15 protein-coding genes are annotated in these 14,655 nt (G+C 32.6%); 2 read left to right on the forward strand and 13 right to left on the reverse strand.

What is annotated here, in order from left to right:
• Nucleotides 1-287: 287 nt before the first annotated feature.
• The 3 genes from CVU84_05285 to CVU84_05295 all read right to left on the reverse strand — a co-directional run bounded on the left by CVU84_05285 (nucleotide 288) and on the right by CVU84_05295 (nucleotide 2,821).
• Complete coding sequence (locus tag CVU84_05285; protein ID PKM95481.1) at nucleotides 288-779, reverse strand: hypothetical protein; 492 nt, start codon at nucleotides 777-779, stop codon at nucleotides 288-290.
• 105 nt (nucleotides 780-884) lie between these two features.
• Nucleotides 885-1,352: a hypothetical protein gene (locus CVU84_05290; GenBank protein ID PKM95482.1), complete on the reverse strand. Its 468-nt coding sequence runs from the start codon at nucleotides 1,350-1,352 to the stop codon at nucleotides 885-887.
• 65 nt (nucleotides 1,353-1,417) lie between these two features.
• The gene (locus tag CVU84_05295) at nucleotides 1,418-2,821 is read right to left on the reverse strand and encodes a hypothetical protein (GenBank protein ID PKM95483.1); all 1,404 of its coding nucleotides are present in this window, start codon (nucleotides 2,819-2,821) and stop codon (nucleotides 1,418-1,420) included.
• A gap of 122 nt (nucleotides 2,822-2,943) precedes the next feature.
• On the opposite strand from CVU84_05295, the gene CVU84_05300 reads away from it, so the two are divergent.
• Nucleotides 2,944-3,714, forward strand: coding sequence for a hypothetical protein (locus tag CVU84_05300; protein PKM95484.1), 771 nt, complete (start codon nucleotides 2,944-2,946; stop codon nucleotides 3,712-3,714).
• On the opposite strand, the gene CVU84_05305 is transcribed toward CVU84_05300, so the two are convergent.
• From CVU84_05305 to CVU84_05320, 4 genes are all read right to left on the reverse strand, one after another.
• The gene (locus CVU84_05305) at nucleotides 3,689-4,015 is read right to left on the reverse strand and encodes a hypothetical protein (GenBank protein PKM95485.1); all 327 of its coding nucleotides are present in this window, start codon (nucleotides 4,013-4,015) and stop codon (nucleotides 3,689-3,691) included. The two genes, CVU84_05300 and CVU84_05305, sit on opposite strands and share 26 nt — an antisense overlap.
• Nucleotides 4,012-4,494: a VanZ family protein gene (locus CVU84_05310; GenBank protein PKM95486.1), complete on the reverse strand. Its 483-nt coding sequence runs from the start codon at nucleotides 4,492-4,494 to the stop codon at nucleotides 4,012-4,014. The genes CVU84_05305 and CVU84_05310 overlap by 4 nt, the downstream gene beginning before the upstream one ends.
• Nucleotides 4,495-4,857: 363 nt before the next feature.
• Nucleotides 4,858-5,979, reverse strand: coding sequence for a hypothetical protein (locus CVU84_05315; GenBank protein ID PKM95487.1), 1,122 nt, complete (start codon nucleotides 5,977-5,979; stop codon nucleotides 4,858-4,860).
• Nucleotides 5,976-7,385: a spore germination protein gene (locus CVU84_05320; protein ID PKM95488.1), complete on the reverse strand. Its 1,410-nt coding sequence runs from the start codon at nucleotides 7,383-7,385 to the stop codon at nucleotides 5,976-5,978. The genes CVU84_05315 and CVU84_05320 overlap by 4 nt, the downstream gene beginning before the upstream one ends.
• 148 nt (nucleotides 7,386-7,533) lie before the next feature.
• Here CVU84_05320 and CVU84_05325 point away from each other — a divergent pair, with 148 nt between their 5' ends.
• A complete protein-coding gene (locus tag CVU84_05325; GenBank protein ID PKM95489.1) occupies nucleotides 7,534-8,652 on the forward strand; it encodes a spore gernimation protein in 1,119 nt (372 codons plus the stop codon).
• An 81-nt stretch (nucleotides 8,653-8,733) separates the two neighbouring features.
• Here the strand turns inward: CVU84_05325 and CVU84_05330 are convergent, their stop codons facing one another.
• From CVU84_05330 to CVU84_05355, 6 genes are all read right to left on the reverse strand, one after another.
• A complete protein-coding gene (locus CVU84_05330; GenBank protein PKM95572.1) occupies nucleotides 8,734-9,435 on the reverse strand; it encodes a hypothetical protein in 702 nt (233 codons plus the stop codon).
• 172 nt (nucleotides 9,436-9,607) lie between these two features.
• Nucleotides 9,608-10,672, reverse strand: a complete 1,065-nt coding sequence (locus CVU84_05335; GenBank protein PKM95490.1) for a hypothetical protein — start codon at nucleotides 10,670-10,672, stop codon at nucleotides 9,608-9,610.
• Nucleotides 10,673-10,764: 92 nt separating this feature from the next.
• The gene (locus CVU84_05340; GenBank protein ID PKM95491.1) at nucleotides 10,765-12,363 is read right to left on the reverse strand and encodes a sodium:solute symporter; all 1,599 of its coding nucleotides are present in this window, start codon (nucleotides 12,361-12,363) and stop codon (nucleotides 10,765-10,767) included.
• A 36-nt stretch (nucleotides 12,364-12,399) separates the two neighbouring features.
• Nucleotides 12,400-12,579: a hypothetical protein gene (locus CVU84_05345; GenBank protein ID PKM95492.1), complete on the reverse strand. Its 180-nt coding sequence runs from the start codon at nucleotides 12,577-12,579 to the stop codon at nucleotides 12,400-12,402.
• Nucleotides 12,580-12,607: 28 nt separating this feature from the next.
• Nucleotides 12,608-14,215: a sodium:solute symporter gene (locus tag CVU84_05350; protein ID PKM95493.1), complete on the reverse strand. Its 1,608-nt coding sequence runs from the start codon at nucleotides 14,213-14,215 to the stop codon at nucleotides 12,608-12,610.
• 25 nt (nucleotides 14,216-14,240) lie between these two features.
• Nucleotides 14,241-14,420 carry a hypothetical protein gene (locus tag CVU84_05355; protein PKM95494.1) on the reverse strand — a complete coding sequence of 60 codons (180 nt, stop codon included), beginning with the start codon at nucleotides 14,418-14,420 and terminating at the stop codon, nucleotides 14,241-14,243.
• Nucleotides 14,421-14,655 lie beyond the last annotated feature (235 nt).

Below are 14,655 nucleotides of genomic sequence, written 5' to 3' on the forward strand. Positions count from 1 at the left end.
GAGGATTATATTATTTAATAAAAAACACACTCCTTCCTTATTGGGACGAAGTGTGTAACTCGCGGTACCACCCAACTTAAGCCAATAACTAGTAGCTTATCTTGATTAGATATTAAATATCCTATCTCTTAACGCGAGACTTACGATAACAGCTACTCTAGTTCACTGTACTCCTTAAGAGCCCATTCAGCATTGGTCTTGTATCGAGCTTCCACCACCCTCGAATCGCTATAAACAATCACAATAATGCCTACTATTTCTATCATCGGATTTAAAATTTATATATTTTATTTGTCATGTAATTCATCCCCACAGAAAGGGCAAAATACAATATTCATACTAAACGTTGAAATATCCTGATTGCAACTATCACAAAAACGTCCAGAAGCTTCAGTATTACTTGTCTTTAACAAATCATCATCTAGGTTAACAGCACCAAGTCTATGCAGTGTATCTTTCAAACTAAAAATTGAAATTGGCGTATGCAATAAACCATCAATTCGTTTTCCATTAAAGTCACTCAATTTAACTGTATTGCTTGAAGATAAAACGCATTTAGCCGATGGTTGTCCTAACTTAATTTGTTGAATAAGCTCATCACCAGTTGTTTCCTGCATAATATAATTCACAATAATAATATCTGGTCTAAACTGTTCAACTTCATATATAGCATCAAATTCATCTGCAATTTCAACTTCGAAGTCTAACTTACTCAACATGTCTCTTAGTATTAAACTCTCAAATTTGGAATCGTTTACTAGCAAAGCTTTTTTTTTCATGAAACCAACTCCTTGATTTGCATCCCCCTTTTATTATATCATAGAACAAAAAAGATATAAACATGGATAACACATGTATTTAAAGTTTCTCCAGATACACTCATATTAATACAATGTATTTGTTGGAACAATAAACAACCATGGTGCTGATAGGATGCTCATAATAATAGCCATTTTAAAAGCAATTTTTGTTGAAATTGCAACTCTTTGGAATAAAAATCTAGTCAAGAAAAAAGTGAGAACGGCACTTATTATGACAGTTGCAAGGTGTACGATAATTGAAATTCCATTAGAATACATATTATAATAATCCATGTCCTTTAAAGCTCTTGCAGTTAGCTGTAAAAAAACCAAAGAAACAATGTCAGCTGAAAAGCCCAAAATCCATGCCATGGTAATTGTTCTAATAAAAACCTCCGTTTTCATTTTAATACCATAACACTTGAAAATTATGTATATAAGGCAAGCATCGAACAATAAGGTTAAAATCAGAAAAAGAAAGATGAATTTACTCAAATACATTAGCATCCACATTGGTAAAACTGTATGCAACTCTATCTGACCATTTGTCATATACTTTACCTACTTCATTCATTTTTTGACCTTTTCAATCTATATTCAATATATCATAATATTGTTTAAGTATCAAGAATATTGCTAATCTTTATGATTCCTTCCTTAATTTTATCTTGATCAATACCTCTAAAGCTTAATATAAGGATAGGATTGTCATTTTTTGCTAATTGCATTCTATATTCAGAAATTCCAGCTATATGAACACCTTCTTTTTTCAATTTCTCGATAATCAACCTTTCATCTTTATTACTCTTTAGTTTCAGCAATATATTTAAACCCGAATTCATTCCTACAATTTCTACTTTACCCTGGAGCGTACTCTCTATACATTTAATAGTATACTCATTTTTTTTAGAATAATTAATCCTAATTTTTCTAATATGCTTCTCGAAGTCTCCAGTATCCATCATATTAGCCAATGCAAGTTGTTCAAGTTTTGATGCTGTTTGTGCATACTTATTCTTATCTTTATGATAACAATTCATTAACTCATCTGGTAAAATCATAAAACTAATCCTGATTGCCGGAACCAACACCGTTGAAAAAGAGCCTAAATAAATTACTCTATCATGCTGGTCCAGACCTTGCATTGCAGGAATGGGCTTTCCTTCATATCGAAGCTCACTATTATAATCATCTTCAATAATATATCCTTTATTCTCATTTGCCCATTTTAACAATTTACTTCTGGTGTCAATGAGCATAACTGTGCCCGTAGGAAATTGATGAGATGGACTTACATAGCAAAGCCTAGTATTCATATTTTCTAATTGCTTAATATGAATACCCTTTTCATTCACCTCTAAAGGAAGTATTTTAATATTATTATCTAAAAAAACATCTTTTGCTCTGCTAAACCCTGGGTCTTCCATCGCAATTTCATGAATATTATCTTTTTTCAAAATCAGTGATAAGATATTTAGTAATGGTTGAACGCCTGCACCAATAATTATATTTGATTCACTTGCATTCACTCCTCTTGTTCTATGAACATATTTTACGATTGCTTGAATGAGTGCTTCTTCCCCTTGGACTGAACCAAAGGTATATAACTTCTCTTGTTGGTAATTTATAATAAAATTAAGATGTTTCTTCCAATTATTAAAATCAAAATTTTTCTCTTCAACATACTCACTTTTGAAATCATAAACATAAGAATGCATTTCCTCCTGATTTTGTAAAAAGTTAACATTCTTTTTTGTTGTTTGGGTAAATATACCTTCTAATTGATTCACATAGTATCCCCTTTGAGGCATACTATAGATATACCCTTCAGCTAATAACTGTTGGTAAGCATTCTCTACAGTTGTTCTACTAATCCCTAAATGTGATGATAGTTTTCTCACTGAAGGCAATTGATCATTTACCGTCAATCTATTGCTGATTATTTCGTTTTTCATATACTGATAAAGTTGCATAAACATTGGTACTTTATCTTGATAATTTATAAGTGGTGTAAGCTCCATCTTTTCTACTCCTTTATCATCACTGAACTGTCCCTCTTGATTTCTAATAATCTGACCCTTTCACAAAGGACACTATTCCTTTATAGTATATACAAATAATATTAACGAAGCAAGGAGAAAAAATGAATAGAATTAATGTAAAAACAATTGCCTACACCGGTATTATGATGGCTTTGGTATTTCTTGGAACATCATTTATTAAAATACCAACACCAATAACAGGTGGTTACATTCACCTTGGTGATGGCTTCGTATTACTTTCAGGCTTAATACTTGGACCAGTTTTTGGAGCTTTTGCTGCAGGAATGGGCTCTGCTCTTGCAGATATTATGGGCGGTTATGTTCCTTGGGCATTGCCTACCTTCCTAATCAAAGGTTGTATGGCTGCAATTATTGGCTATACCGCAATAAAAAAAGACAACATAAAAGTTATCTTATCGCTTACTACTATATTTGCATTTATTTGGACTGGCTTCAATTTCTTATTAAGGTACTTTCTTTCAACTCAAATATCAGTCAATTCTGTAGAGTTAGCTAGCCAAGTCAATGCGGCTAATACGTCTGAATTAATTAAGATGTCCGCCTCACTTCAAGACAAACTTCTCATTGCAGGCTTATTGATACCCTTGATATTAGTCATTCTATTATTGGCCTTAGGAAAGTTATCATCAATTCGCTTTACACCAGCATATAGTTTAGGCTTTATTATATCAGGCTCCTTAATGATTGTTGGTTATTATTTTGCAACCAATATTATGTATGGCAATTACATTTTACCAATCTTTGATATTCCTTTGAATATCCTTCAATTCCTTGGTGGTATTATCATTGCTCATTTATTATTACCAGTATCCCTGATCATTCAAGCTACAATGAAAAAACAAGTACTATAATATGTAGAACGATTGCAATTGCATTTAATACGATTCCCAAATGTGAGAAAAATTTAAATCTATCTTTTTGGGTTTCTCCGATAATACCATAAACTATTCCCACTAGGCTTAGTGCAATTGCAATCGTTTCTAATATGCCAATCTTATTTTGTATAGCGATTATGCTTCTGTCCTCAAACGCAGACGTCCATACAGCTAAACCAAAAAAAACAGCCGATAGAAATCCTAGTATAGAAGATACAATTCCATGACCGTTATGAATTTTTGTTGTTAATCTCAACAGATTTTTTTTGTCTTTCATGTCTTTCCTTTCTTAGGATGTCGTAACAATTCATATATCCTATATAATAAGTTATATATTACAAACCCAATCGCACCTCCAAAAGTATTCAGAATAATATCATCTACATCAAAACTACCTACTACGAATTTAAATTGTAGTAATTCAACAATCAAGCTCACGCATGCAGAAAATAAAATAACCTTCCAAAAAGATCTTTTCTTTCTAAAAAGAATGGGTACAAAAAATCCCATAGGCATAAAGGCTACTACATTCCCGATAATATTGATAATCAAAGTCTTTGTATTCACATAGTCTCTATAAATAATATAATTCGAAATCGTTTTAAAGGGTAGCAAATTATATTCTCTAGGCACTCCAAGCGTTCTACCAAAAGATGGGGATAGAAAAAGCAAGTATGCTAAAAAGAAAAGATATAAATAAAACAACAAAACGCAAAGCATCCTTGCACTTTTTTTAAATTGAACTGAAAAAATCATGTATTTCCTCCAACACTTCAAGCCTATCCAATAAGATGATTTTTTGCACGTAACGCCTTCGCACCGAATACGATGGAAATTGTTCCGACTGCTATTCCAATTACGATTAAGATAATGCCCACTACAATGCCTGCCGCACCAGCATCAGCAATCTTTTTATATATTTTTTCGTTATATTCTACCACTCAAATTCACCTCTCTTACGTATAATCAATCATAAGCCTTCATTCATCATTCTATTATAGCACTTTACAAATGAAATTCAATTTAATTTTTTATTATTCACTAGAGAATCATAATTCATATATACTGATATCTTAACATATTCGAAGTATTGATACAACGGCATATGTGTTTTGTAGGTTAATTATCATTAAAATTCTGTGTATTCGGACTACCTTCAATATACACCTCTACTTTAATGTCTATCTTGGTTCTTCCAAGAACATCTTTACTAGATTCCTTTGGATATTTTCTCATAAACGTTGCTTGTACGTCAAACACATCAATACCCTTATTTTTATATTCCTGAAACAAAGCCTCACTCTCTTCGGTAATCTTTTTCTTCACTTCAGCTTCTAGTTTTTTCCGAATTTCTTGATCTGTTAAATCAATGATCTTTTGAGTCTCATTAAAGGATAATTTAAATGAAAGCTCTTTACTAAAGTGAATCACATTTTCTATTTTTCCATCATATTTGATCTCTGTTTTTATTTTGTTTTCAAGTAATGTTAAGGATACATACTTCCCCTTCATCTGCGGATTAGGTATCGTGATAAATCCATTTGTCTTTTCTTCCATGGTAAGAGTATACACTCTCATATCATGTTTTGTTAATTTATCTACCATTTTATCTTCTACAATAACAGCTCCTTCGTATATCACAACCTCTGATGGCTCTTCTCCCTCCATCTTAATTATATTTAAAATATCTGTTTTAGCTCCAATCGTTCTTAAATTGGCATATTCAAAAAGTCTTTCCGGATAATGAATAGAAATGGCAAACTCATTTCTTACCAATTCTTCTAAATATAATCCTAAAAATTCTTCTTGTCTAATTTTGGTATCCATAAGCTTTTTGGGATCCCCTTCATAAATCATTACATAAGGTCTTAATAGAAATTCTTGATCCCTAATAAACATACCCAAGAAATTGTCTATTCCATACTTTGCAGCCTTATCGGTAAAAATAAGCATTTTATTATGTATGGTATTCACTCTATAAGAAGCCTTTTGATTAATATCTGATATGGCTTCTGATATCGTATCTCCTCTTCCTTCAAGTATAAATCGGGCACCCATTTCACCCGCTTTCTCTTGACTATAAAGCGAACGAAATAACTCCATAGTAACAATAGGCTTGTTATTCTCATCTATATCAATTATCGTTACAAGCGTAAACATGGTAAGGTTGGCATCTTCATAACTCGCGCACCCTACAAAATAAAATGTTAAAATTATCATAAAAAATATTATTTTTTTCATCTTTTTTCATCCTTTGTTAAGCTCGAATTAGAAATGTTATGCAAAAATCCTCGACTCATAACATCTTTTTTCTTATACTTACTTAGAGTACCTAATGGAAATAAATAAGGATAGCCACAAGTTGTAATCCCTGCAAGATGAGAACAATAAATTGCAAACATAATATAAAAACCTGGTAGCCCGAATATTGTTGAAGCAATAATGAATAAATTAGCCCATAAAACAATTGCAAGTGACATGGTGGGAATCAAAAATGTTGTAATCGCAGATAAAGAGACAACTAATACAGTGATTGTAGACGCAAGCCCCGATGCAACAGCAACATCTCCTAAAATTAGTGCTCCAACAATACTAATGGATTGCCCAATTGGTTGAGGAAGTCTAATACCTGCTTCTCTTAACACTTGAAAAAAAAACATGAGTAAAAGAACTTCTATAAATGTAGGAAAAGGGACACCGGCTCTAGCAATCGCTAATCTAAAGATCAGCATTCTAGGTATAAGACTAAAATGGTGGGTGGTAAGTGCAATATATAAGCCAGGTAAAAGCAATGCAATTCCAAAGGCTATCCACCTTAAAGCTCTGATGTAATTTGCTACATATATATTCAAATTATAATCATTAGGAGATTGAAAGTTTTCCAAAAAAAAGAAGGGTGCTGTTACAGCAGAAGATTCCCCCTGCATCAAAATTCCAACTCTACCTTCGGAAACTTTGGATACAAAAATATCCGGCTTTTCCGTATATCCTATCGTATCAAAGGAAGAACTTCTAGTTTCCAATTGCTCAATGATGTAGTTGCTCTGGAAAGTAAAATCAATTTTCATTTTATTGATTTCAGATCTAATATATTGTACAAGTTCCTCTTGGGCCACATTTTTAATATAGACAATAATCACATCAAATTCAGCTTTTTCTCCAATATAAATTTTTTCAAATTTTAAATCTTTGTCCTTAAGTCTTTTTCTTATCAGTGAGACATTAATTAAAATATTCTCAGTAAATCCTTCTCTTGGCCCTTTTAATACCGCTTCTGCTGGAGGGATTTCAATATTCCTAGAGGCAAGCTTTTTAACCTCGCAACAGATAACATCTTCCAGAAATTCAAAAAGAATTACCGCATGTCCATTTAATAAATGTGTCACAGCATCCTTCTCATTTTTGATATTTTCTACAACATTATTCGTAATAACTTGGCTTTTATAGACCTCAATGTCTCTAGAATTTATTTTTTTATCTAGCAATGGTACTATAATATTCTTACTAATTTCTTCTCCATCACAAATTGATGTCATGAATACTACATACACACCCCCAAGTTCTAGTTCAAGTGGTCTAAAGGTAAGATCAAAATTACCTCCCAGTTGATTATTTATATAGTTTATATATTGTTTATAAATTTCCATCACCCACTTCAATTAAATTAAGTAACCTCCTTGGAATTGGCTACACCTTACATCAAACATAAGATTATTGTTTCTCTATCATAAGAATAATATTCAAATATTGGGAAATGATTTAAGCAGTATTAAATTTTATTGGGGGTACTCATTCATGGATAAATTTACTTCTAAGCATTTAGGATTTGTTATCGTTGGGGTTGCTGTTGTTTCTTTAAAATCCTATCCATCTTTATTCACTAGAAATGGTGGCAGAGATACCTGGATCGCTATGGGAGTAGGATGTATATTGTCACTCTTTTATCTTCTATTTATGTTGCATATTTTTAAAAAAAGCAACTATCTCAGTCTAGTTGACATTTATACTGCTGCTGTCGGCAAATGGATCGGCCGTTTATTCTTATTTTTATTTATAGGGACTATTTTTTTAACTTTAGTTGAAAGTGCAAGTGTTGAAGCCAACTCTATGCATACCAATATGCTCCTTGGAACCCCGAGTTGGATGTTGCTATTGTTCTTCATTCCTCCAGCACTCTACACCGTGAAAAAAGGTATTGCTTCCATAATGACCATTACCTTAATTTCAATGGTTTTAGTCAGTTTATCAGGAATAAACCTATCCATTCTAACTGCCTCCTATAAACACTTTAATTATATATTACCTATATTAGAAAATGGAGTTACAAAAGGGCTAATTCTTTCCATGTTACAGATTTTAGGTGTTTATGGTTGTGTCTCTATAATATTCCCCTATATTACTGATATAAAAGATCGAAAGCATATGATCAAACATCAAATGATTGCTATGATCTTTGTAATTCAAATGGAATTTGTAGCAATGGCTGGGGTTATAATGACTTTTAATATTGATTTGCTCAATACGATGTCCTATCCTAAACTTCTTCAAACCCAACTAATCAGTCAATATCAATTTCTAGAGTTTGGAGAGCTTTTTGTTATGCTCCAAATGGTTGGTGGCTGGTTTATTAAATATGTTCTAAGCTTTGTTGCACTTGTTAAACTAATCGAATCCATAAAACTCGAAATTAAATATCTCTCCTACTGGGTTAGTGTTTTGTGTTTTGTTTGTTCTTCTTTTATTTCACGCAATTTATTTTTACTTTTTGAGTTTTTAAATTATTATTCCTATATTTGTCTTATCAACTTTATTATTATTCCATTTCTTATATTTATGATTTATGCTTTAAGAGGCTTTCCGAATGCTGCACCTCTCCCGGCTCCAGAAACGCATCATTCAAAAAAACTCCGTTGAGCATTCAGTTAAAAAAACAAACAACGTTACTCACGTTGTTTGTTTAAATTTTATTCTTGTTATGCTATTCATTCTTTACTACTATATCGTCCATTGATCATGAATAATCCCTACTAAATACCAAGTGCCATCCACATCTTCAAATACTAGCCTTAAGCTTTTCCAGTCCATACCTGCATATTGGGCATCAAAACCAGCAAAATGGAATTCAACAAAGCTCTCATTTGGGTATGCTTGATTTAGATTATTAACCATGTTACCTGAAGTACCAATAATTGTATTGTTTCCTATCGTATTCGCATTTACAAAATCAACATCATAAATAAATTCATCATAATAATCACTAAAGGTAGCATTGATTGGATCTCCACTACCATCATATTCACCCCAAGTATAAACTTGAGTGTTTTCTAGAAGTCCCACCATATCTTGAGCAGTAAAAACCAAATTGGTCTGTATTTCTATATACGAATAGGGTGTAATTCTTACCCCTTTATCCGGGTGAATATAGTTGGCTAAGCTATTCATATCCTTGTTCTTCAATATGTTTATTACTGTGAAGGCTTGATTGAGCACTGAATTAGATCCAGTATTTAATTGCACTTCATATTCAGCTACTTTCTTTTCTAAGGCCTGCATTTTTTCATCATTTGTTTTAATCATTGTATTTAACGTATCCACTTGCTCTTCTTTAAGCTTAAGTTCCCCTTTTAAGCTTTTCACTTCATCTTTATTGGTACATCCAGCCAAATACATACTGATGAATAATAACACTAAAATCATATAATGCACTTTAAACTTCACATCAATTCCTCCTAATAGTTTCACTGTGTATGATAACATTCTAAGCATTTTTTGTCGAATTGTCTAGCTTAACTTTATTTCTTTAATGCTAATATCACCTTAACCCAAAAAAATTATCCCCCGAATTGAAAGATAATTTTTTATAGCAACATTACTTCACTAAAATATATTCATCGTTAACCAAATCCCATTCATAGATTTCACCTGATAATCGGTCAAAATAATACCATCCTAATGTGGCAATATGATCTTCATAATTTTCAAATACTCTAAGCACATAAAAGTCTCTGTTATTCATCGTTTCCATTCGATCTTCTGATACACTAAATTTCTGATATTTCCCAACCAACTTATCAGCAAGTATGTTGATTGCTTCTTCTGAGCTATAGCCATTTCCATTATTTGAAGAAGTCGTACTCTTTGAGTCAGTATTTCCAGAAAGTGTATCGTCATTAGAATTGGCGTTTTCTTTCGTCCATTTGCTGGAAAAATTCTTACCTCCAAAATCTTGAATGCAAGTCAATGAATCACCCTTTACGATAATTTTCATCAAATAATCTTCATCGACGCCTTCAAGCTCCTCGAAGTAAATATGAAATGTCATTGCATTTTCATTTTCATCATATGTAGTAGAATCATAGGATGAAATGGATAAAAATTCGCTTTGCATTACCCCGACCAAAACTTTGCCTGGTTCAAAAACAAGAATATTACCATTACCATCCACCCATGGTTGGTTATTTAACGATTTAATAAATTGATCTTCTTTCATCCTAGAAGGTTCATTTGCATTAAGTTGTGCTTCTTCGGATTGTTCAGCCTTCTCTTCATCTGCCACATTTTCGGATTCTTTTTGCTGTAATTCTTCCAGCTCAGCTTTTATTTTGCGACTTTTTGTTTTGCTGTAGCCTTCTTCTAATAATTGAATTGCTTCATCAAAGTCCCCGTCTTTCACTAACTGTTTTGCAAAAGCAGTATAGGTATCTTCTAGACCCTCTAAGGCTTCACCATTTTTGTTCTCAACGTCTAAGACCTTTTCAAATGCAGGTATTGCTTCTTTATAATCCTCTTCCAATAAATATTGATTCGCTCGATCAATAGCTTTATCAATTTTAACTGTTTTAATAATAGATGGAATAAAGAATGCTAATCCGATACCTACTGATAGGCAGACTCCAACTAATACAAATATAATAATTAATTTCTTGCTTTTCATTACAACCCTCCTCAATAATCAAAATTAGAATGAGTTTATTATATTATACAACTAACAAATATAATACAAGTAATCGGGTTATTTTGCAATCTTTATTTGATTCCATTAAAGCAAGTATCAATATGCTTGTTTTCGAACTTTGACTTCGTCATGAACGCCACAACTAAGGTTACTAAAATCGAAATAGCAAGTGAGATAATAATTGGATCTACAACAGCTAAATTATTGCCAGCAGGAACTAAAGTATCTTTACCAAATAATAAAGAACAAATCTTTAACACCGCAGATTCCTTCGTATGTATAAACATCATCCATAAAACACTTGTTATAAATCCAGCACACATTCCTGAAACTGCTGCTACTTTAGAAAGCTTTTTAAAATATAACGCTCCTACATATAAAGGTAAAAAGGCAGCGGCACATACTCCGAAGAAGAGTCCAGTACTTATGGCAATCGCACCATCCCAAATGGTTGGCAAAATATATGCTAGAAGCATAGTGATTAATATTGCTACTAACATACCACCTCTCATTACAAGCATCAATTTCTTTTCATCATCATCTTTTGGTGGAAATAAATCTCTTCCAACCGCAGTACCAATGGCATGGAACTGTGAGCTGATTGTAGACATTCCCGCAGCAACAACTACAACAAAGAAGACAGCCATAAACCATTCTGGCATAAAGGTTTGTAAAAATACTGGAATAACGTTATCAGTTCCTTTGGCTGCAACTACAGCTATTTGGCCAAATTTTTCGAAAAAATATACATTTGAAAGTGGTCCAACTATAAAAGCAACACCTGTCATCATCAATATAAAAACACCACCCGCTGGAACAGCTCTATTGATTTCGCGATTGCTTTTTACCGTCATAAATCTTACAACGAGCTGTGGTTGTGCTAAAACACCAATTCCTACTCCCATAACAATAGAAGAAACAACAACCCACCAATTTGTTGATAAGAAGGTTGGCATCGCAGTCCAACCATTGAATCCTGGTGGAACTTTTAATTGTTCAAGCACAGCTGGATTGCTCATTAAGTTGGTCAACTTTTGATGTGCTGCACTTACACCACCTAATCCATGATAAACAGAAATAAGCAATATTGCCATACCTATAAACATAAGACTACCTTGGAAAGCATCAGAATACATAACGCCTTTTATTCCACCAAAGAAAACATAGATTGCAACAACAATTGCAAAGAAAAAAAGCGCAGCGTTATAGTTAACGCCAAGACTCCACTCAATGAATTTTGCCGCTCCAATCATAACCGCAGCTGTATAAACTGGCATAAGGAAGAATATAACCGATCCTGCAAACTTTTGAATAAATACAGATTGATACCTTCTACCAATAAATTCTGGAAAAGTATGCGCATCTAAATTGTGTCCCATTTTCCTTGTTCTTTTTCCAAACAATATAAATGCAATCATGATTCCAAAAAAGATGTTCATAAAGGTTAACCAAAGTAAACTCATACCAAATAATGCTGATGTACCTCCGAATCCAATGATGGCTGAAGTACTAATAAAAGTAGCACCATAGGACAAGGCCATTACCATTGGATGTATTTCTCTTCCGCCAATCATATAATCTTTAGAGTTTTTGGTATGCCTATAGCCTAAGTACCCCAGATATCCAGTAACACCTAGATATAAAAATGTAAATAGTACCTTCAATGTCATAATAATAATCCTCCTATGATCGATCCCTTTCTTTTATTATAATAAATCATTAATTTTGTTCTCATTTTCTTCCCAGATTAACTCCTCATTAATCTCATCAGTTTCTTTTTCTTGCCCCTTATTCCAATTTATTACCCCATAAATAACACAAAATAATGCACACAATACACATAAAGTAAACACGAGGAAAATATTAAAATCTTGAATACCTAACATAATCTTTCCACCTTTCAAATTAAACTCATTATTTTATTCCATTAAAACAAGTCTCAATATGTTTATTTTCAAATTTCGACTTAGTTATAAGAGCTACCACAATTGTTACTAAAATTGAAACGGTCAGAGAAATAATAATAGGATCTACAACTGCTAAATTGCTGCCTACAGGAGTTAAGGTATCTTTGCCTGTTAAAAAAGAACAGACCTTTAATACTGCTGATTCCTTCGTATGTATAAACATCATCCAAAGTATACTTGTAGTAAACCCAGCACTCATACCTGCTATTGCAGCGTATTTCGAAAGTTTTTTAAAATACAAAGCGCCTATATATAAAGGTAAAAATGCTGCAGCACATACACCAAAAAATAGTCCTGTACTGATTGCTATAGCACCATCCCAAATAGAAGGCAAAACAAAGGCAAGGAGAACCGTCATCAATATGGCAATTAGCATACCAATTCTCATAACCAGCATCATTTTTTGCTCCTTTTCTTCTTTGTTTGGAAATAAATCTCGGCCAACTGCAGTACCTATCGCATGAAACTGGGAACTTAAGGTTGACATTCCAGCTGCTACTACTACCACAAAAAATACTGCCATAAACCACTCTGGCATAAACGTTTGAAGAAATAATGGTATAACATTATCTGTTCCTTTTGCAGCAACTACTGCTATTTGTTCATATTTTTCAAAGAAATAGACATTTGATAAGGAACCTACTATATATGCAACTCCAGTCATTATTAAAATAAAGACTCCTCCTGCAGGAACGGCTCTATTGATTTCACGATTGCTTTTCACTGTCATAAATCTTACAACCAATTGTGGTTGTGCCAATGCACCTATACCTACCCCTAAAATAATAGAAGATACTACAATCCACCAGTTCGTAGAAAGAAAGCTTGGCATTGAAGTCCAACCTCTAAAACCTGGTGGTACCTTTAGTTGTTCTAAGACAGCAGGATTACTCATTAAATCGGTCAATTTTTGATGTGCCTGCGATATTCCACCCAATCCTTGATAAACCCATACAAGTAAAATGATCATACCAACAAACATAAGCCCACCTTGAAAGGCATCTGAATACATTACCCCTTTTAGTCCACCAAAAAAAACATATACACCTACAATGATTGCAAAGAAAAACAATGCTATATTATAGTTGACACCTAAACTCCATTCAATAAACTTAGATGCACCAATCATTACTGCTGCTGCATAAATTGGCATTAGAAAAAAAATGACTAAGCCAGCAAATTTTTGAATGAAAACAGATTGAAATCTTCTTCCAATAAATTCTGGAAAAGTATGCGCATCTAAATTGTGTCCCATTTTTCTAGTCCTTTTTCCAAAAACAATAAATGCAATGATAATTCCAAATACGATATTCATTAGCGTTAACCAGAGCAAGCTCATCCCAAATACAGATGATGTCCCACCAAAACCGATGATTGCAGAAGTACTGATAAAGGTTGCTCCATAGGATATAGCCATAATCATTGGATGGATTTCTCTACCCCCAATGAGGTAGTCATTCGAATTTTTGGTATGCTTAAAACCTAAATAACCAAGAAATCCTGTAATTCCTAAATACAATATTGTGAAAATAATTTTTAAAGTCATAACAATAATCCTCCCATTTTATTGCCTTATTCTATTATAATAAATCATTTATTTTGTTATCTTTTTCTTCCCATAATAACTCTTCCTTTATTTCATCCATTTCTTTTTCTTGACCTTTATTCCAGTTTAATACACCATAAACAACACAAAATAACGCACTTATTACACATAAAGAAAATACTAGGAAAATATTCAAATCTTGAATGCCTAACATAATCTCCCCACCTTTCGAAATTAGCTTTACCGCTTTTTAACTACGTCACTTTAAAGCACTATATTATTAAATAGTATATATGAATTCCCATTTTATGTCAATAACTTGAGAAATTTCTATCCAAAAATAAATCTCAATTGAATCGACTTTTTAAGCAAATTATCTTATGTTTTTTTCCTTGGATTTGCTTTTCATGGCAGATTTTAAATAATGTCTAATTTAGTAAGTAAAAACA

The sequence above is a fragment of the Firmicutes bacterium HGW-Firmicutes-1 genome, from assembly GCA_002841625.1.
Lineage (GTDB): Bacteria > Bacillota > Clostridia > Lachnospirales > Vallitaleaceae > HGW-1.

What these genes read in the sequence shown, in the direction of transcription:
- CVU84_05325 (PKM95489.1), top strand. Translation starts at nt 7,534, where the DNA reads ATGGATAAATTTACTTCTAAGCATTTAGGATTTGTTATCGTTGGGGTT.
- CVU84_05340 (PKM95491.1), bottom strand. Translation starts at nt 12,363, where the DNA reads ATGACATTGAAGGTACTATTTACATTTTTATATCTAGGTGTTACTGGA.
- CVU84_05315 (PKM95487.1), bottom strand. Translation starts at nt 5,979, where the DNA reads ATGAAAAAAATAATATTTTTTATGATAATTTTAACATTTTATTTTGTA.
- CVU84_05320 (PKM95488.1), bottom strand. Translation starts at nt 7,385, where the DNA reads ATGGAAATTTATAAACAATATATAAACTATATAAATAATCAACTGGGA.
- CVU84_05285 (PKM95481.1), bottom strand. Translation starts at nt 779, where the DNA reads ATGAAAAAAAAAGCTTTGCTAGTAAACGATTCCAAATTTGAGAGTTTA.
- CVU84_05290 (PKM95482.1), bottom strand. Translation starts at nt 1,352, where the DNA reads ATGACAAATGGTCAGATAGAGTTGCATACAGTTTTACCAATGTGGATG.
- CVU84_05305 (PKM95485.1), bottom strand. Translation starts at nt 4,015, where the DNA reads ATGAAAGACAAAAAAAATCTGTTGAGATTAACAACAAAAATTCATAAC.
- CVU84_05335 (PKM95490.1), bottom strand. Translation starts at nt 10,672, where the DNA reads ATGAAAAGCAAGAAATTAATTATTATATTTGTATTAGTTGGAGTCTGC.
- CVU84_05300 (PKM95484.1), top strand. Translation starts at nt 2,944, where the DNA reads ATGAATAGAATTAATGTAAAAACAATTGCCTACACCGGTATTATGATG.
- CVU84_05295 (PKM95483.1), bottom strand. Translation starts at nt 2,821, where the DNA reads ATGGAGCTTACACCACTTATAAATTATCAAGATAAAGTACCAATGTTT.
- CVU84_05345 (PKM95492.1), bottom strand. Translation starts at nt 12,579, where the DNA reads ATGTTAGGTATTCAAGATTTTAATATTTTCCTCGTGTTTACTTTATGT.
- CVU84_05310 (PKM95486.1), bottom strand. Translation starts at nt 4,494, where the DNA reads ATGATTTTTTCAGTTCAATTTAAAAAAAGTGCAAGGATGCTTTGCGTT.
- CVU84_05355 (PKM95494.1), bottom strand. Translation starts at nt 14,420, where the DNA reads ATGTTAGGCATTCAAGATTTGAATATTTTCCTAGTATTTTCTTTATGT.
- CVU84_05330 (PKM95572.1), bottom strand. Translation starts at nt 9,435, where the DNA reads ATGATTTTAGTGTTATTATTCATCAGTATGTATTTGGCTGGATGTACC.